The organism is Pseudoalteromonas aurantia 208, assembly GCF_014858725.1.
GTDB classification, from domain to species: Bacteria; Pseudomonadota; Gammaproteobacteria; order Enterobacterales; family Alteromonadaceae; genus Pseudoalteromonas; species Pseudoalteromonas aurantia.
The window spans coordinates 1,073,565-1,093,687 of record NZ_AQGV01000012.1 but is presented as its reverse complement, the minus strand read 5'-3'; the positions used below and the strand labels follow the sequence as shown (position 1 = coordinate 1,093,687).

The window sequence follows — 20,123 nt, the reverse complement described above, 5'->3', positions numbered from 1 at the left end:
GATGTTGCTTGGAGAAATCCTGAATAACACTAATATCACTACTAATGCGTATATCAATCATAATAGTCACAACTATTTTAGTCTTCAGGCCCTTCTAACGTAAAAACAAGGTGATTGCGCATCTGTTTTAGCACGACTCCTTTTTTCATCATTGCTGCGCTCAATGACTTTTGCCATTTTAATAAATTTGGCTTCGCTGCAGTTAACGCTTGTTCATTTTCAAATTGAAACCGTAGAAGCAATGAACTTGGAAATAAGTGATATTCCATACTAAACCAACATTGCACCATGCCGGGGATCTCAGTACGAGCCTGCTCTTCTAATTTGTCCGCGATGTCTAACACAACCTTTTGTTGCTTTCTTTGTACTGCAGAGAGCTTTTTCATTAATACATCCAATATATAAATATAACTTTTGAAATGACGTCAATCATATCAAACCAAACACTGCTCAGACAGTTATTGGTGCTACTTAGCTTATTAACTTTTGAGTCTTGATGAAATAAAAGCCGAACTTTTGCTTATAAGGCCTACAATATCACCTGAGTAAGTGTGTAAGGTAATATATTTTTGAGCTAAATTACTCATTCTTTTTCTATACAAAGCAATTCCTTTCACAACTAATCTTAGCTTTTTTCTGATCTGCGCCTTCAGTAATGAATTTTGTAATATTTACCTAACAGATATTTTTCGTTGCACAGTACAATATGCAATCGTCCATAGAGCTAATACCGCACCCGTAATATGCATACTTTTTATTTATCTGTTCAGCCGCTTTTTCACCATTATGCACCGTGTCGTTGAGCTCATCCTGGAAACTACTCGATGTAAAAACTCAATAAATGACGAATTTCGCTCTCAATTAAGTCAAAACTACTGAAAACCCTTCTAAAATTAGCGCTTGCCAATCTGAATGTGCCTTTGGCAAAAACAACCACAGTTTAAATAAGCAAGGTACACACCATGAATCGCCAACCGTTCAAGCTAATATCATTGTTATACAAAAATATACCCAACACATAAATATTCGGCTCGGCCAGATTAAAATAAAGCCCCAAAAGGGGCTTTATTTTACTATTTTTAGAAGTGGTAAGTCACACCGAGCGATAGCTCATTAATGTCGTTTTCAGACAAAGGATAACGTGTATATTGCGCATCTAAGTTAACAGAGTCTGACAGGTGATATGCTACACCAACACCATAGTAAAGATCTGTTTGTTGATCTTCATATCGGGTGTGAAAACGTCCATCTCTGGTGCTATCCAGATGATACTTCCAATCAAACGCCCCTAAGAAAAGCTTGCCTTCAAATGAGTTGACATTAAACACATCGTAACCCAATTGCATCGCAAAACCTTCCGGTAAAATGGGCGCTACTCGATTCACTTGCGACTGTGCATCATCTGGCGCAATAACATTACCATTGAAAGTTACCCTACCTTGCCCTAAATCGATATACCGAATACCAATTGTGAATTGTGGAAGTAATTCATAATAAATACCCGCTGACCAACTATTGCTGCTGTCATCAATATTTGAGGCAGCTAATGACGAATCATAGGCAAAATTAGCACTTGATTTACCAGCCGTACCTTGAACAGACCAAGTATTAGCCATAGCCGGAACACTCATTAAACATGTCGCCGATACGAAAGCGAAACTCGGTAGCCCTAGTTTCCTTCTGCGGATCACAAGTGCCGAAATCATTAACACAATTATTCCTCCTAAACTTCCTGATGATTTGTTTTCTATAGAAACTGCTTTTAATGCAGTCACTGTGACTTTTACGACCCCTTGAGACACCGCGCCTTTCGAGTCTTTCAATTGATATGTAATGGTGTCTATGCCTTCAAAGCCCAATTTAGGCGTATAAGTAAGGGTATTATCAATATTAACAACCGCAGTACCTGTTTCTGCGCTTGCCGATATAACAGATAACACATCACCATCAGCATCCGAATCATTTGCTAATACGTCAATAACAACATTACCAGAGCCAACCACGTTAGCTGTATCAGATTGGGCTACTGGTGCTGAATTTGAAGTCAAATTCACTGTAGCAGTGCTGTTAGACGTACCACCCTTACCATCTTTGATACTGTACTGAATCGTAGCCTTTCCTAGAAACTTCACCGGTGGTTGATAGACTAGCTTTTCATTCACAATCGCTACTTGACCAAAGTCTACCGTTGCACCCGTTATTGACAATACGTCACCATCGGCATCACTGTCATTAGCAAGTACATCAATAATGACCTCTTGCCCTGCTGAAATCGTCACCTCATCACTATTGGCAACCGGTAACTGATTCGAGCTAACAGGCACTGCAATCCCACCTGGATCAATAACACTGCGGTTGGCAATGCCATCATCATCATTCGGGCCACCATCAACAATTTGTAACTGCACACACCATGCACCTGCTACCAAGCCACTTTGCCACTCACTGCTTCCTGGTGGTGGGCAGTAACCCGGCTCTCCTTGTGTTGACAATATGTTGTTGTCGCCTGATTCATCAAAGTTTACCCACTGATCATTACGGAGTTTACGATATACCCCATTTTCTGGCACTGGATTCCTTTGTGGTATCACTAAACTATACGTATCACCCGCTTGAGGTAGACCATTAGCAATAAAGCCAAACACACCACCAATATTATTTGCATCTTGGTCTTCAGGTAATTCAGTTACCAATAACTGAACACCGCCCGTGGTGTTTTGAGGGACTGTTGCGCCTTTGCGTAAACACACCCCAGGATCGCCTTCTATTAAGAATTGCTGTGACTCTGCGGCCTGCTCTTGCATTACATTACAATCACTAATGGCATCTTGAAAATCTGGAATACCATCTCCATCTGAATCACTATGCCCCTCTTGATCATCTGGTATGAGATCACCATCCGTATCGTTACTCCCTAACGCTTGTAATTCTGGCACTATTTCAAGGTAGATATCTTGTTGCGTGGATAAACTTGGTACCGCATTATCGGCCGCAATAACTGATAACTTATATACCCCTGATGCAATTCCTTGCGGTGAAAACTCGAACTGTTCAGCTTGATTGCTTTGGTTAACCAACACCGTATCACCAGACCACGTTGTCGTGACTACATCTGATAAGTTTGCATCAAATATACTGGCTGTAACCGTTACTAAATCCTGATTCGATGTTAATGTAAGTCGTTTCTCACCTGCTTGCGCAACAGTCGTTGAAATAGTTGGTGCAACGTTTTGCTCTACAATGGTCACCGTTGACGTTGATTTAGCACCAACATTCAGCGCGTCGCTCAAACTTACGATAATGGTCTCGTTGCTTTCGGCAATGTTGTCAGCAAATACAGTGAATGATATTTGCCCTTGAACACCCGATTCAATGACAAACTCACCCGCGGTTAAATCATGGTCATTGCCATCAGCCGTACCTGATACAGTATAAGGTACCGTTAATGGGTATTGCACAGCAGGACCGTTCAAATAAACATCAATGGTGTGTGTTTGCTCTTCTGCCACCTGACTGTCTTTTTGTAACGATATAAGCGGACGAACTGACACGGTTTGTGTCGCTACAGCTTGCTGACCCTGCTGATCGGTTGTTTGCCAGTAAGCAATATGATTACCCGGCACAAATATAGGTTGCTGTCCAACCAAGGATACTGGTAATGAATTACCCTGGTTGTCTGTGGCTATGGCGGTCCCTAGATCCACTTTAGTGAATAGCCCTGTGGCATCAACACTTATATCACCAGGTGCGGTTATCGTTGGAATAGCCGTTGACTGACTTGCGCTAAACGTGACCGTTGCACTTGCGCCGCTGCGCGCTCCCTGTGAGTCTTCAATTAAATATTTAACAATCACGGTCCCTTGCGTATTGTCTGAACCAACGTATTCAATTTGGTTGTTAACAATCGTTGCGGTTCCAAGTGATGCACTCGCACCAATAATGGTTAATACTTGGTTCTCAATATCTGTATCGTTTTCTAATACATTTAACGAATACGTATTGCTTGAATTTGTATTAAATGCAAATACGTCATTTTGTGCAATGGGCGCGTCATTCACCGCGCTCACCGTCACAAACACCGTCGAAATATTCGACGTTAATTCACCATCAGAAGCACTGTAAGTGAAACTATCGACCCCAAAGAAGTTCGCAAAGGGTTGATAAGTAAACACATCACCCTGAACGGATAAAGTACCATTTTGCGGTTGAGTATTGATGTTTATTGTAAGCTGATCGTTATCTATGTCTTCCACGACAGCGCTAAAACTGGTATTTGCATCTTCCGTTACCGTCGCCTGAATGTTACTTGATGTAGGTGCCGCGTTCACTGCCTCTACAACTAAGTCAAAACGCTCAAGAGAGGCACTTAACTGCCCATCAGAAACTGAAATTTGAATGCCTGAGTACACACCAACATTGTCTCTGCTAGGTGTACCAGTTAAACTCCCTGTTGCTTCATCAAAACTTGCCCAATTGGGCAAGCCCGTTATTGTAAACGTTAACGATGCAGAGTCTTCATCACTCGCTTGAGGCGTAAATGTGTAGCTCTCATCTTGTAAAACACTCAGTGCTGGGATCCCTGTAATAACAGGTGCATCATTAACGTTGTTTACTGTTAGCGTAAATTCAGGTAATGCATCACTTAACTGCCCATCACTCACACTGATAACAATACCCGCGTAACTGCCAACATCACTATTTGTTGGCGTACCACTGAGTGTGCCTGTTGTCGAATCGAAGGTTGCCCATAATGGTTGATTCGTAATAGAGAAGCTCAAGTTGTCTTGGTCGTCATCTCTTGCAGTCGGTGTAAACGTGAATAACACATCTTCGTTTGTATTTAAGGTCGGTGCGCCAGATATAACCGGTGCATCATTAACGCTAGAAACCATCATAGTAACCGTTGCAGCATTAGATGTAAGACCTTCTTGGTCATCGACCGTATATGTAAATGTGTCTTCACCGAAGAAATTTGCATTCGCGACATACGTGATTGCACCCGATGAGCCTATTGATACTTGACCATTTATGGGTTGAGTAACAATGGCAACAGAACTTGCGTTAAGTGTACTATCAACATCGGTATCATTACCTAATACGTTAACCTCAAACTGCCCGTCTTCTAACAACTGCGCGGTATTATCTACTGCCACTGGAGCATCATTAACAGCATTAATACTCACTGTCACCGTTGCTGCTGTTGAGGCAAGATTATCACTATCTGTCAAAGTGTAAGTAAACGTTTGTTGCCCATTTAGATCTGCTTTAGGTGCAATATTCAGTGTGCCATCGGTGTTCACTGTCACCGTTGCAAGTGAATAATTTCCAACACCTTGTCCTTGGTCCTCAAGGGTTATATTGGCGCCGTTAAACGCTTGATCTTCTACATCTGAGTCATTACTTAATATTGCAAGTGTAGTCGACGTGTCCTCAGCGGTTGTCACTGTGTCATTACCAGCGACCGGCCTATCATTTATTGATCCGATATTAACCGTTACTGTGGCGGTATTTGATGCCAACCCAGCTGAATCGGCAACAGTATAAGTATACGTATCAGTGCCATTTTCATTAGCATTCGGTGTATACACCATAGTGCCATTAGTTTGGTCTAAGCTAACTGTACCTCTGGTTGGCTGCGACACGATGCTAATCGCACCTGAGGGGTTGGTATCTTCGACATCTGAAGCATTGGATCTTACAGTTAAGGCATTAGTTGCAATGTCTTCATTCACTGTTTCATTAAAGTTTGCGGCAACAGGTGCATCATTAACCGCGTTTATGGTCATAGATACAGTGGCTTTAGCAGACACAAGCCCTGTGCTATCTTTAACATTATACGTAAATGAGTCAGCCCCATTTTCGTTACTATTCGGTGTATACGTTACAACCCCATTTGCGATTGTCACCGCACCTTTAGTTGGACTGTCTACAATTGCAGCTGACGCCACAACCATATTATTTTCTGCATCGGTATCATTGGCAACAACACTGAAGGTGATTGGAGTATCTTCATTGGTTGAAGAAGCATCTGCCACTGCCTCTGGTGCATCTTCAACAGCGGTCATAGTTAAAGTCACTGTCTGAGTGGCTGATTCCGCATTCGAGGCATCTCTTACTTTATAGGTAAAACTGTCACTGTGGTTTTCGCTGCCATTATGCTGATAACTAAAGCTGCCATCACTATTAAATGTAAGCGACCCATATTGCGGATCTGTTACCTTCACGGCCGATAGCGTATCGCCACTATCGGTGTCATCGTCAGTCGCATTGCTTAATACCCCATTAGCAACTCCCTTCGTTAGCAGTGCACCTTCATTTAAGCTAAACGCGAAACCTTGCCCTACTGGTGCATCATTGGTATTAACTACTTCAATGTTAAACGTGAGTGGGTCGCTATCTTCCGTACCATCTGATACTTTTATTGACACGTTATTCGTAGTGCCTACATGTTCATCAGTCGGCGTGCCCGTTAACGCGCCTGTATTGGTATCAAACGCTGCCCAAGTGGGCTTATTTGTAATAGCATAAGTATGTGTATCACCGCTATCTGAATCAGTTAACGTCGGTGTAAAGCTATAAGCTGCATCTTCATTTACTGAGGTAATTGCTGTACCAGATAAAACCGGTTTTACATTATAACGTTTTGTTGTGGTCGCAGTAACGCTGCTAGCTGCATTGCCTGCAACGTCGCTCACGGTCGCTGAAAGTGTCAGTGTTCCTTCATTCAAGTTTGACACATTAACGTTTGTAACTTGCGCTGTAGACCCAGTAATTGTTGTTGCTGAGCTGCTAGAAACCGTACTTGCACCATCAGAGATTTGATACACAAATGATCCCGAACTTTCTAACCCACTTAATGTAAAGCTTAACGCAGCTTCATTACTCGCATTTATCAAGCTCTGATCTATCGCTGCGGTTTGGCCTGTGGGTGCGATGTTATCGAGTGTAATTGTGTGTGTTGAAGAGTTTGACGTATTGCCTGCACTATCTAACTGTGTCGCTGTAACCGTCAAACTACCATTATTTAATGCGCTAATATCTAACTCATTGCCTGACAGCGTCCAGTTACCGCTTGAATCAGCCGTGGTCGTTTTACTGACTCCCCCAATATCAATAGTCACTGTAACACCCGACTCTGCACCAGTACCCTGAACCAATACATCACTATCTTCACTGGCATTCACAATGCCATCACCTTCAATTGGCGTGGTGATTGTTAACGTACTCGGTGCTTGGTTATCAAGCGTTATGGAAGTGGTTGCTGCAGTAGAAGTGTTACCCGCCGCATCCGCTTGGCTGGCCGATACCGTTAAGCTGCCGTTATTAAGCGCACTGATATCTAATTCATTGCCTGACAGCGTCCAATTTCCGCTTGAATCTGCCGTGGTGGTTTTACTCACCCCGCCAATATTAACCGTCACCGTTGCACCCGACTCCGCACCACTGCCTTGCACCAATACATCGTTATCTTCGGCGGCATTCACAATGCCATCACCTTCAATCGGCGTAGTGATAGTGACTGCACTGGGCGCTTGGTTATCAAGTGTTATTGACGTGGTTGCTGCTGTAGAAGTGTTACCCGCCGCATCTGCTTGGCTGGCCGATACCGTTAAGCTGCCGTTATTGAGCGCACTGATATCTAACTCATTACCTGACAGTGTCCAATTTCCGCTTGAATCTGCCGTGGTGGTTTTACTCACCCCGCCAATATTAACCGTCACCGTTACACCCGACTCCGCACCGCTGCCTTGCACCAATACATCGTTATCTTCGGCGGCATTCACAATGCCATCACCTTCAATCGGCGTAGTGATAGTGACTGCACTGGGCGCTTGGTTATCAAGCGTTATTGACGTGGTTGCTGCTGTAGAAGTGTTACCCGCCGCATCCGCTTGGCTGGCCGATACCGTTAAGCTGCCGTTATTTAATGCGCTAATATCTAACTCATTGCCTGACAGCGTCCAATTACCGCTTGAATCTGCCGTGGTTGTTTTACTCACCCCGCCAATATTAACCGTCACCGTTGCACCCGACTCCGCACCACTGCCTTGCACCAATACATCGTTATCTTCGGCGGCATTCACAATACCATCACCTTCAATAGGTGTGGTTATACTGGGTGTGCTTGCACTAGTATCAATGTTAATAGCAAGTGCGCTCGATGCACTGCTATTATTACCGGCCAGATCTGTCGCGACGACCGTAATTAAATGTGTGTTTGCAGACAATGCAGATGATGGCGTAAAGCTCCAACTTCCACCAGCAGGCACCACCACCGACCCTAACACACCATCCTTATCTGAAGTGAGTGTTATCGTGTCTCCAGCTGTCGCCGTTCCATCAATGGTCGGCGTAGTATCTGATGTAATATTATCCGTATTTGAGCTACCTGTATCACTTGCACTGTTTAAGTCTGGGATGCTTGGTACACTTGGAGCTGTTGTGTCTAGTGTAACACTCAAACCCGATGAAGTTGACGATGTATTATTACTAGCATCCGTTGCTGTTGCTGTAATCGTGTGTGATGTGTTAGATGTTAGCGTGCTTGTTGTTATCTCCCATGTACCACCGGTTGCGGTGCCTGAGCCAATAACAGTCGTGCCTGACACACTGCTAAATAGCTTAACCGTTGACCCTGCCTCTGCAGAACCTGACAATGTTAAAGTTGTATCATTGGTATAATTATCAGTGCTTGAAGCGCCCGTATCTGACGCTGCATTTAAATCTAATGAAGTGGGTGCATTTGGCGCTACATCATCACTGACTGTAATGGTAAATGACTCTTGAAAAGAAGACGTACCATCATGAGATTGTACACACACAATATAACTGCCAGCGCTGATTGCTGCTTGTGTTTCTAATATGCTGCCATTTATCTGGAAACTGCTGTTGCCACTATTGGCTGCACACGTCCCGCTTGTTGACGTACCAGCATTAACTAAAGTGTATGTATGACTACTATCATCCACATCCGTGGTACTTAATGTACCAACATCAGCCCCCGCACTTGTGCTTGATTGGGTCATACTTGATGAAGACAGTGCAATATCGGTTGGCGTATCATCCACTGCAGAAATCGTGACAGTCGCTTGGTTTGTCCCTGTACTATCAGATGTACCATCATTAAAGGTGTAATCTAATGTCACACTACTTGACGGGTCTTCAGACGTATTAGCATAAGTAAGTGATGAAATAACCGAATCAACAATACTTGATGTTGCACTGCTATTAAATGTGAGTTTAATCGTACCGGCAGAATTGGTCGTTACGGTGCCGACTGACACACTATTATAAGTAAAGCTATTACCTTGGGTCAGTGCTCCTAATAAGCCAGTGTTAGCAAATACATCAGTGCTATTTGCACCACCATTTCTTGTTATTGTTAAACTGGCATTATTATAATCACCGGTATTGCCGTTGAGCGCATCTAGTTCTGTGTCAGCAACGGTTACATCACTGTCTATTGTGATTGCACTGCCGTTTTCTGTGTATGTTGTCCCTCCATTTAATGAAGAAAAAACAGGTACATCATTATTAGCAACAAAGGTGATCAAAGTATTCGCGCCACTGTCTGCCACAGTAAATGATAAACTTGATGCCGGTGCGTTGGTCAGCGACAGTGTCAACTCTGATATATTAAAATCCGTTGCATCGGTATCAACTTCTAATGTACTTGAGCCATTAAAGCGTACATTGTTAGTCGATAACCCAGTGACACCTGTTATCGTGATCATGTCCCCAATTGCTAAGTCTACGATGGTATCGCCCGACAGGTCAGACGCACTGCCTATGAAGTTGTCATTGCCACCGTTACCCGTCATTGCATCTGTGCCGCCTCCAGGGCGAATCGTATCGGCGCCAGAACCACCCGTGTACGTGTCTGCCCCATTTAAGTCAGTCGCTGATATAGTTAACACATCGCCACTAAAAGCACTTGCATTTAAGGTAATAGCGCCCGTTACAGCACTGCCAGTTGCATTGGTTATATCAACCGTCCCCCCATCTGAAGCAAAGTTATCTGTTAAAGTCAGTGTAAAGTTACTATTAGTCCCTATAGCAACGCCTTCAACAGATGATACAGATGTACCACTGAAATTAAACGTGCCACCATCCATGACCTTTAGTATTTCGCTCCCAGCCCCACCAACAATTGACGTACTAAAATTACCAATATTGGCAGCGTCGATAGCAACCGTTGCACCGCTACTTAAGCTCAGGGTCCCTATATTAAAGTAGCTGCCACCAGACACATCTGCGCCATTAGAGGCTGATACAATATCCACCTGCGAGCTATCGCCTGTTAATGTGCCCGTGTAAGCACTTGAGCCTATATCAAACGTTATTACATCTGTTGATGAGTTAGCTGTCACATTCGTTGTACCATTACTAATAGTAACTGTTCGCGTATTAGTACTATCATCACCTATGGTATAGGACTCAACGGACGAGAATGTGGTTAAGTTACCATCCCCACTGATAATAATTGTCTCAGAGCCTGCCGCAGTCACTGTTCCACTAAACGCGTTGTGCTGACTGGCAGTCATAGTCACTGAGGCGCCCGACGCTAAGGTGAGGTTATTCACATTAGAAATAGACCCTGCTGATATATTCGCACCACTGCTTAAGCTGAGCGTATCTGCAACGGTATTGTCACCCGTAATAGTGCCTGTAAACGCAAGCGTGCCTAAATCAAACGTAATGGCATCAGTCGCTGAGGTTGCAGTAACAGAATGCCCTGCACTGGTTACAGTCACCGACCGATCGTTTGTACTGTCATCATTTAAGGTATAATTCTCAATGGCCGATACGGTACTCACATTACCATCACCAGAAACAGATACCGTTTCTGTACCGCTGCCAGATATCGTTCCAGTAAAACTAGACAATTGGGCTGCATTAATTGTTACAGTACCACCAGCAGCAACCGATAGATTCTCAAAGCCACTGACGGTCGCACCCGATATATTTCCGCCGTTTGTAACAGCCAATGTATCTGTGCCACTTCCACCCGCTAAAGTCCCTGTCGCACTCAGTGCATTCACATTAACCGTGTCATCGTTACCACTACCCGTTAGGTTTTGTGACGCGCTGCCTAAAGTAAATGTATTCGCTGCACTCAACACATACGTTTCAATCGCACTGTTCCCCGTTAAGCCATCTGTCGCTGAGCTTATGGTGATTGAATCAGTGCCGGTTGCAGTTACTGTTGAAAAGTTATCGTGTTGCGCTTCCGTCATTGTGACCGATGCGCCACCGCTCAATGTTAAAGATTCGAATGCACTGACTGTTGCATTGCTGATACTAGCCCCTGTGCTCATTTGCAGCACATCTGTATCAGCACTACCAGCAAGCGTACCCGTAACGTTTAACCCAGCAATATTAACGGTATCTGCGCTACTACTACCTGTAATATTTTGCGCCGCACCAGATAAGGTAATATTAAAACCGGCATTGAGAATATATGTTTCGATATCCGCATCAGCAGTCACCGTGCTATCCCCATCGGCACTTGCCAAAGTAAACGTATTTGTTCCGGTACCATTTATGGTTGTAAACCCATCGTGTTGCGACTCACTGAGCGTTAATGAGCCATTATTAAAAGTCGAAAGAGTTTCAAAGGTGGTTAAACTGGTAAATTGCGTCAGATCACTGCCGTCTATTACAATAATTTCATCTGTACCACCGCCACCTTGCGCGGTTGACCCTGCAATATGACTGGCGGATGCTATGGTCAGTGTTTCATTGTCAGCACTAAATGATATAGCTGGGCTTAAGTTGGCACCCGATGTAGTATTAAATGATGCTGCGGAAGTACTGGCCGCTGTCACATTGGCCACACTTAGTACTGCACTTCGTGACGTACTGTTATCAGTACCATCGTTAACAACAACAGTGACTGTTCTAGATGTAGTATTAGGCGTCGAACTCGTATTATTATAAGTCACCGCTTGTAAAAATGTTGCTACTTCAGCGGTCGTCGCAGTTGCGCCCGTAATTGAAAGTGTGTCTTGTAGTGAAATATCAGCGGCACCACTTACCCCTGTCAATGCATTTTGCGCACTTGCTGATACATTGAGCCCTTCCGATGCACCATCTTGATCATTCGTTAAACTCACTGTAATCGTTGTGATTGTATCTGTATCAGTAACCGTCGGGCTCGTCATGAAACCAACTGCACCTGACCCTTCAGAAAACGAGGCTGTAGTATCGTTACCTGATGTGCCACTATTTAAATCAACCACAGGTGCCGCATTAATCGTAGTGAAATTAAAGGTCGTATCATCACTGATACCTGCAAAGCTATTGCCTGCTGAGTCATCAACTGCGGTTGAGTCCACACGTAATGAATAGTTATTGCTGCCCGTTAAGTTACTCGTCGGATTAATATAAATCTTGTCGTTTACAATGCCAATGCGGCCCGCACTTGGGTTGGTCGTTGCGCCATCACTTTCAGTCGCAACGTTAAACACCTCAAAATCACTTGACCCTGTGACATCTCGAATCGTTATATTACCCGTGCTTAACGCCACATTCTCACTGAAATCAATGACGATGTTATCAGACACTGAGACATTGGTAGAATTATCTGCAGGCGTTGAGTTTGCGCTGTTAAATGTCGGCGCCGTAGCATCGGTACCCGTACCACTTAGGGATACATTATATGAGCCTTCATCAGCATCATTACTCGTTACTCGCAAGTTGCCTGACACAGCTCCTACTGTAGTCGTTTGTAGCTGAACAACAATCGTACACTGCATGCCAGATGTTAACGTTTGCCCATTACTAATACATGTACTTGCATTAGTAATAGAAAAGTCGCTACTACCACTGGTTATAGAAACAGCTGATGTAGTTAAGCTGCCCGTCCCTTCATTTTTAACGGTAAATGTTTTTGTAGTAGATGCTGCGCCATTCGCTGCGACATTGCCAAAGTCTTCGCTGGTTGTTGTAGCCCCACTTTCTTCAACATCTATTTCTGGAGATGAGCCACATGCACCAACAGTACCACCTCTCAGTGTACAGCTAGACGAACTTAGATTAGTACATGCACCACCTGGCAACACACAGTTTCCACTAGCAAACACCTTCCTTATTAGTAGATCACTTTTTACCAGAGTGTTGTCGCCAGAAACAATACTCACTTTCTGCTCGTGAGTTTCAACTAACCCCTGCTTCTTTAAAAAATTTAGTGTATTAGTGCTGTCTGAGTTGACTAAGGCTGGCTGAGTTTCAAGTGCTCGGCTAAATACTGAGAATGGGTTGACTGGCCCTGTAGCCATTTTTGCAACGCTTGCTTCTCGTACCGGTTTTTTTAAGGTTTGCTCTGACTCTAACTGGTCATTCACCGTTTTTGCGTATGCCCCATTCGCTATTATCGCAGGGATGGCTGCCCCTAAAAGAGTTTTATTCAAACTTAAACGTTCCATGGTATTTACCCTCGACAAAATTCAAAAATATGGCTAGACAAGGCGTCTGCGCTTTGAAGTAGTTCTGGCTTTTTACTGTTCGGCACAACTGCAATGTCGTAAATCTGTTTAACATCACCTGAAAACGTCAAATTGCCAATCACCTCACCTGTATTTACATCCACTAACCACACTCCACACTCACTCTGTCCATCTAGTAACCTCGGATGTGCTTTAAAACGAATATGTTCTTCTGATTTGCGTAAGGTGCTCGTACCGACAAGCATTAAGTCACCAAAGAACGTCATCCCTCGAGTGAAACCTTGAAGTTCACACAAAACTCGACTAACTCCAAGTTTTGGATCGTATACATGTATATCTCCATCCCCAGATGCACAATAGTATACTTTGCCTGCATGGCACCGCGGGGAGTGTGGCATTGAAATACCAGACTTTACGACTTTATTTGCAACAATATCTATCAGAACCCCATTACTTCCTAACTCATCTCTCCAGCCTTCTGGCGTATCCGATTCACCAAACGCTGTTGCATAGCGAGGCTCACCCTCGAGCATTGCCATGCCATTTAAATGGCATCGGTTATCAGGTTTTAGCTCTGAAATAAATGATGGTGTCCATGCGGCAACAAAACTATGATTAGGGCTTAATTTACAGAGGCACGAAAACATTGAATTAACTACCCACAAGCCATCATTTCCCCAACCAATATCATGAATATTAATCATACCAGTTGACAGCGTGGCTCTTTCCATAAACAGACTATCGGCAGCCTTTACGCTTTGAATTTGCTCATCCCACTGTTCTCGAAATTCGGTTATATCTTTAAGTTCACTATCTTGTAGCTTTTTTGGCAACTCTTCATAACTGTCTAAATCGCCATTAATTACATCAGCATAACCACTGTCTGCTCTTTGAAAATCGATAACTTGATTTAGTGTTCCAAGGGTAATCCTATTTGAATCGGCATAAAGCCCCATAGGCCTTGGAAATGCTTTTAGTTTTGTTTCTAATTTACCATTATTTGAGCGTACCAAAATAACACGCTGTGACTGGTAGCTTGTTACAATCAACGATATTCCCAACTCAGATAGTATTTTAGGAAAATTATCGCTATAGGTACTGCTAAAATCCAAAATATTCAACTCAGAGTCCATTAGTCTTACTGCCTTTAAATCTACTCAAAACCACATACTCCTTTTTATTTTTTTTCAACTGTATGCGCAGGATATATATTGTCAATCATGCTTAAACTCGATAACGGATGTTCAATTCCACATGCTTTTAACTGCGCCAAAATACCTGTGAATATAGCGGCAGATGACGAGGTTCCGCCAAAATGAGCGTACCCATTTAATGAGGTTGATTCAATTGAAGAAGGGGCATAATAGTCAACACACTTTCCGTAATTAGAAAACTTTGCGCGCTCACCATTGTTTATTGATCCAACTGTCACAGTTGCTTCTAATTCTGACAGTTGATTAATCTCACATGCCTTTTTACCGCTATTACCCGCGGCTGCAACAATTATGGGGTTATTTGGCAACGCAGAAAAATCTTCAATAACTTGGGCTACAATATCTGACAAAAACGGTAAAACCCAACTGCAATTAACCACATCTGCTTTCATTAACTTTGCAACTTGAAACGCCAATATAAGTGAAGAAGTCCACGTAGATACTTGTCTAATGGCGATAATCTCACTTGTAGGTGCAAACCCTTCAATCCCTTTATTATCGCGCTTAGCCGCAATAACCCCAGCGACAAGTGTCCCATGCTCATCAATCGGCCCCGCGGCCTTTGCGGTCATCACTTTCTGCTCTGCATCATATTCAAGTAATACCTTTAGCTGGTCGAATTCTGGGTGTGTAAAATCAAACCCATCATCAATAATTGCAACCCGAACCCTACTTACGGGGTTTTCACACAGTGAAAGCTTTTGTAATTCGGTTACGCTATTATCGATTTGCAGCTGTTTTTTGCTTGAAAATAGAAGTTTTCTGACAGGTGCAATATCAGGCTCTATCGCAAGGATCCCTTGATGCTTTCTCAACGTGCTATAAACATTAAAATACTGCTCTGTAGTTGGTGTTATCCAATAAACCGATTCGTTGCCTATATTTGCAATAACTTGAACTTTATTTATGTGATCGTGTATCGCTGAAACTTCTCCAACTGATAATAACGACTGTATTATAATTTTTTTGTTAAAAGCATACTTTGTCCCTGTATCATCTATCAAAAACCCGTCATCATGCTTGGTAAGAACAATATCATTTTTAGAGTATTTAAATTGCACCTTACTCAAATTCACCTGACCATATATTTCTTTGACATATAAGCACCCACCCAAAACTAAGCAGCCATAGAACATACGCCAGCTTAGAAGTAAATTATTGCCCATACAACATCTTAAAAAGATATACATCTAACTTCCTTTACGAACATCGCCTCTTTGTCCGTAATACTAAAAAGCACAGGCTTTAACATGAAAACCTGTGCTTTTTACATCAATTTCTTGGTGGATAAATCCCGTCTAATGCAATACAAAAATTGAGCGCTAACGCCGGTTGCATATTTTCATGCGGTAAACTCGAGCCAGACGTTGCTAAACTGCCACTACTCATAACACTCGCATCACTATCAAGTGGTGCAGTATATCTAAGCGCTCCACCCGAGGAAGCTACGTCAATCGCAAGTTGGTTGTTACTCGGCTGATCTGTATTTCCGGCTTGAAACACGCCAGAAATAATATGGTCATGTGCGGGGAGCTCCAATGGAATCAGTGCAACTTGACTAATTCCTCCAAAATGAGAAAAAAACCTAGGAGTCAACCCAGGAGCTTGCCCAGCCTGCAGTGGCGCCCGGCCTTGTAAATCAGGGATCCCAAATGTAGTGCGTCCATTACCACCAAAATTAGCGCCTATTAAACTAAATATCGCTGTAAATTGCGATATGCTCATAATTTGCCCAGCGCATTTAGTCCAAGACTCTGGGCTATATGTTTGGCCAAAAATTCGAATCTCGGCCATAAATGGTTCTGCCATAATAAGTCTCCTTTAATTTCTTGATGGGAAAGTGCCTGCTAAGCTAATAATAAAATGTATTGCTAAGTAAGGCATCATATTGGTATGCGCTTGACCAGCTCCCTCCGTTTCGACAGCTGCCTCGTTTAGCTCCTGCTTAGTTCCCGTAACAGTTCCAGATATATAGGTTGATTCTGTAGTTGGGCTCATTGCTAATACATTACCAATTGCATTGGAAGTATTCGCTCGGTTATTACTCGCTTGCAAACGATGTGTATGAGGAGGAATTTGTTCTGGCTGAAGCACAACTGATTCCACGCCAACTCTTGCCCCTAATGGGTAATTGCGCAGTCCTGGCCCTTGCCCATAATGGACGGGTACACGACCTCTCAAATCAGGTAACTGAAAAGATGACCGTCCATCCCCCCCATATTGCGCACCAATAAGTGCAAACAAGGCTTGATTTTGATTTACTGTAAGAATAGAGCCACTACAAAATGCCCATTGTCGGGGTGAATACGTGGTAGCTATCATTTTGATTTCACCAATAAAAGATTCTGCCATACCTTTCTCCTTATTAATTTCTTGGTGGAAATATACCATCAAGTGCAATACAAAAATTAAGCGCTAATAAAGGCTGTAAATTAGTATGTGATGCACCACTCCCGCTACTACTAACGACATCCTGAGAAAGCTCAGTTAAGTTTGAAGGTGAGTTATATACAAAGGGTTCTGCCGATGTACCTTTTTTATCTTTTGATTCAGAAAAAATACGATCAGTGAACGCTGGGCTGTCGGCAGCACTAGTGGCAGTGGCTTGCACATCATGGGTATGGGCTGCCATTTCAGCTAAACTTATCGTTACATCCTCTACCCCAACACTCATTCCAGCAATAAAAGAGCGGCCTTCTGTGCGCAAGGTCCCTTCTCCTATAGGTGTTCTACCGCGTAGCTCCGGTAATTTAAAATTAGTTCGACCATCGCCTCCAAATTGAGTCCCTAACAAAGCAAAAAGTGCCCCGTTTTGTGTGATCGAAATGATCCCACCATTACAAAACGCCCAATCTTTTGGGGCAAAACTAAACGCAAATGGCCTTATTTCTGACATATACGGATCTGCCATAGAAATCTCCTTACTTACTTAATTAAACGGATAAATTAGTCTGTTAAACTCAGAATACGGCAAACTACTTTTGTGTCGTAATGTATATCTCATACTCTGTTTCACTATTTGGAGATAAAAATAATTCAGCTTCACCAAACGCCTCATGTGTTAATCTATATGTGCCTTGCTCTAAAGGTTCATCTGCTTTGCCTTTGAGCATGACGCGAAATGCATCCCATTGCTCCCCATTGAGTTTCGTTCTATCAACTGTTGATACCTCTAACTCTACTTCTCCATCTTGACCAGCTACTTTGACAACAGCCCCTTGTGCACTTTCAACATTTTCAAACGTAAATTTATCCATATTAAACCCCTATGCTTACTTTTACTTAGTTACACACCGCTCATTAACTTCACTGGGTGCGGGTACCACACCATAAATTCATATGGTGGGCTAATAGATTCAACTTGAAACCCTAAACGACAATATAACTGCTTTGCTGCCACATTATTTTGTTCAACACAGAGCGTTAAAGGTGCACCCGACTGTAATGCCGCACTTTGAAACGATTGAATGATTGCAGAACCAAAGCCATGTCCACGGGCGCTGGGTAAAAAGCCTATGTCTACTATGCGAATTTCGTTCGGGCCAAAATCGATGGTTGCTTTACCTATCGCTTCATGGTGCTTTTCAATAATAAAGTACATTGCATTGGGAAACTTATCTCCATATCCTTCGGTTTGAGCCCGGAATTGCATTTCCACAATCGACTCTACGAAATCTTTTTCTCCATCAATTAGCTGTAAATCCTGGCGCATCGTATGGTGCAGCTTTTCTAAAAAAGGTTTATCTGCTGTATTAGATGGCCTTATATTGAGCCCTTTTGGAATATTAAATTTCATTACCTCATTATCTCCTTAACTTACTTTTTTACAGCAATATGTTTTGTTTTTAGAGTTCATAATTAAGTCAAATAGCCACTCATTAACATTGCAATCTATGACAAGGTTAATCCTTGACGTATCTCCGGTGTTTTTCACTGAATGTTCCGCATCGGCATTTATATACCAAACACTATTTACAACCATCGGCACAGTTGCGCCGTCTACTTGAAACTGAACTTCTGGAGAAATCTCTAAAGGAATATGAATACGCGCTTGTGATGAAGCCTCAAGACTGAGCCCTTGATCTCTATGGGGTTTAATATATGAATTAGCATGTAAACGCATCAGACGTACAGACAAAACGTCACATTCGAACCGATCAATAAGGGCCCTAATAGAGGGCAAACGTTTCAAATACTGACTTTCTACCCAGGGGCTTTCACAATTGTGTGAAAATGCTTGTAAAATGATATGGCTATCTAGGTGCTCTTTGGGAATTATTAAAGGCAATACATCCCAATCTCCGTCATAGCAAGAGGTATTTACGTGGCTTACCCAGTCATGGCTTTTTGCAGCTTCAATATCAGATGATAGCTCCAAGCCTTCTAACAATAGGTCTAACGTTGCAAACGCCAAGATAGGCTCAGACATCCAACTTCCTTATAATTATTTGGGAGATAATGTATGCCTCTACATAATCTGTCCATAATCATACAATACGATTAATTGCTTTAATATAAATAATTACACAGTTTGGCGTAATTCCAAATTACAGTACATTACACTGGCAAAAACTGCCTAAATATGTGCTTAACTCTTTCTCACTATTACAAAAAGCGTATTGCTATCTTTTAGTAGCTGCATCAAAATATAGCCTACTTCTAGCCATTATCAACTATTGATAGTCCATTTCAATCGCATGTATTTCTTGCTCCGACACAGCTTTAAGTAAGCCACTTAGTATCACTGCCTTTTCATGATTTTGATCTGAATAACCTATAAACTGTCTTTGTGAGTGAACCAACTCAGGTAGAATTGAGACAGGTAAATTAAATTGAGAGATGATCTTTTCAGCCCAGCGTCTGTCTACTAACACCGCACCTACACGATTAGATGACAAAATGTCAAACAGTGCCTTGGCGTCTTCATCTGAACCTTCATAGTAAGAACGTTTAATAATAACCGCGTTGATATCCGCCAAGGTCTTTAGTGCTGCTTTTGGGTAGGGGTATTCTTGTGCTATTACTACGCTGAATAAAGGTAACGACTTGATTTTTTCTAACGTTAAAAACTGATTATTAACGTTTACCGCCAATGCCATTTCCCATACAGATACGCCATGCTCTACGAGATTTAAAGAATCTGAATGGTCTAGATGTAACGTAAAGTCATATTTACCACTTAAAACATCATCAATACAACGCTTGTAAGGAAGTTCAGTAAACGAAGCCGACATATTTTCATTGTTTAACACATACTTTAGTAAATCGACTTGAATACCTTTCGCATCTCCAGCTTCTTCAACGAAACTGAATGGCCACCATCGCGAAAAACAAAAGCTATACGTGTCTGACTGGGCAATTACATTACAATGAAATAGCCAAATAAAAATTACCACCCATTTCATGCCTAACAACCTATGAACTGCGCTAATACTTAATTAAGCGTAATCGGTTTTAGACT

At 42.6% G+C, this 20,123-nt stretch carries 11 protein-coding genes; all 11 read right to left on the bottom strand.

Going from position 1 to position 20,123, the window contains the following annotated elements; all coding sequences use genetic code 11:
• Positions 1-77 precede the first annotated feature (77 nt).
• Positions 78-386, bottom strand: a complete 309-nt coding sequence (locus PAUR_RS08630) for a hypothetical protein (RefSeq protein WP_192507363.1) — start codon at positions 384-386, stop codon at positions 78-80.
• A gap of 693 nt (positions 387-1,079) precedes the next feature.
• A complete protein-coding gene (locus PAUR_RS08625; protein WP_192507362.1) occupies positions 1,080-13,427 on the bottom strand; it encodes an Ig-like domain-containing protein in 12,348 nt (4,115 codons plus the stop codon).
• 5 nt (positions 13,428-13,432) lie between these two features.
• A complete protein-coding gene (locus PAUR_RS08620) occupies positions 13,433-14,581 on the bottom strand; it encodes a TIGR03032 family protein (RefSeq protein WP_192507361.1) in 1,149 nt (382 codons plus the stop codon).
• 44 nt (positions 14,582-14,625) lie between these two features.
• Complete coding sequence (locus PAUR_RS08615) at positions 14,626-15,828, bottom strand: S8 family peptidase (protein ID WP_192507360.1); 1,203 nt, start codon at positions 15,826-15,828, stop codon at positions 14,626-14,628.
• Positions 15,829-15,934: 106 nt separating this feature from the next.
• Positions 15,935-16,471, bottom strand: coding sequence for a phage tail protein (locus PAUR_RS08610; RefSeq protein WP_192507359.1), 537 nt, complete (start codon positions 16,469-16,471; stop codon positions 15,935-15,937).
• Positions 16,472-16,483: 12 nt separating this feature from the next.
• Complete coding sequence (locus PAUR_RS08605) at positions 16,484-17,014, bottom strand: phage tail protein (protein ID WP_192507358.1); 531 nt, start codon at positions 17,012-17,014, stop codon at positions 16,484-16,486.
• A gap of 13 nt (positions 17,015-17,027) precedes the next feature.
• Complete coding sequence (locus PAUR_RS08600; RefSeq protein WP_192507357.1) at positions 17,028-17,573, bottom strand: phage tail protein; 546 nt, start codon at positions 17,571-17,573, stop codon at positions 17,028-17,030.
• A 64-nt stretch (positions 17,574-17,637) separates the two neighbouring features.
• Positions 17,638-17,919 carry a DUF6916 family protein gene (locus PAUR_RS08595; protein ID WP_192507356.1) on the bottom strand — a complete coding sequence of 94 codons (282 nt, stop codon included), beginning with the start codon at positions 17,917-17,919 and terminating at the stop codon, positions 17,638-17,640.
• A gap of 29 nt (positions 17,920-17,948) precedes the next feature.
• Entirely contained in the window at positions 17,949-18,458 is a 510-nt protein-coding gene (locus tag PAUR_RS08590; RefSeq protein ID WP_192507355.1) for a GNAT family N-acetyltransferase, read from the bottom strand.
• 15 nt (positions 18,459-18,473) lie between these two features.
• Positions 18,474-19,091, bottom strand: coding sequence for an aspartyl/asparaginyl beta-hydroxylase domain-containing protein (locus PAUR_RS08585; protein ID WP_192507354.1), 618 nt, complete (start codon positions 19,089-19,091; stop codon positions 18,474-18,476).
• A 244-nt stretch (positions 19,092-19,335) separates the two neighbouring features.
• The gene (locus PAUR_RS08580; RefSeq protein WP_192507353.1) at positions 19,336-20,067 is read right to left on the bottom strand and encodes a type 2 periplasmic-binding domain-containing protein; all 732 of its coding nucleotides are present in this window, start codon (positions 20,065-20,067) and stop codon (positions 19,336-19,338) included.
• Positions 20,068-20,123 lie beyond the last annotated feature (56 nt).

Excerpts from the sequence above, each read along its gene's own strand:
- PAUR_RS08630 (WP_192507363.1), bottom strand. The coding sequence starts at position 386 with ATGAAAAAGCTCTCTGCAGTACAAAGAAAGCAACAAAAGGTTGTGTTA.
- PAUR_RS08625 (WP_192507362.1), bottom strand. The coding sequence starts at position 13,427 with ATGGAACGTTTAAGTTTGAATAAAACTCTTTTAGGGGCAGCCATCCCT.
- PAUR_RS08620 (WP_192507361.1), bottom strand. The coding sequence starts at position 14,581 with ATGGACTCTGAGTTGAATATTTTGGATTTTAGCAGTACCTATAGCGAT.
- PAUR_RS08615 (WP_192507360.1), bottom strand. The coding sequence starts at position 15,828 with ATGGGCAATAATTTACTTCTAAGCTGGCGTATGTTCTATGGCTGCTTA.
- PAUR_RS08610 (WP_192507359.1), bottom strand. The coding sequence starts at position 16,471 with ATGGCAGAACCATTTATGGCCGAGATTCGAATTTTTGGCCAAACATAT.
- PAUR_RS08605 (WP_192507358.1), bottom strand. The coding sequence starts at position 17,014 with ATGGCAGAATCTTTTATTGGTGAAATCAAAATGATAGCTACCACGTAT.
- PAUR_RS08600 (WP_192507357.1), bottom strand. The coding sequence starts at position 17,573 with ATGGCAGATCCGTATATGTCAGAAATAAGGCCATTTGCGTTTAGTTTT.
- PAUR_RS08595 (WP_192507356.1), bottom strand. The coding sequence starts at position 17,919 with ATGGATAAATTTACGTTTGAAAATGTTGAAAGTGCACAAGGGGCTGTT.
- PAUR_RS08590 (WP_192507355.1), bottom strand. The coding sequence starts at position 18,458 with ATGAAATTTAATATTCCAAAAGGGCTCAATATAAGGCCATCTAATACA.
- PAUR_RS08585 (WP_192507354.1), bottom strand. The coding sequence starts at position 19,091 with ATGTCTGAGCCTATCTTGGCGTTTGCAACGTTAGACCTATTGTTAGAA.
- PAUR_RS08580 (WP_192507353.1), bottom strand. The coding sequence starts at position 20,067 with ATGAAATGGGTGGTAATTTTTATTTGGCTATTTCATTGTAATGTAATT.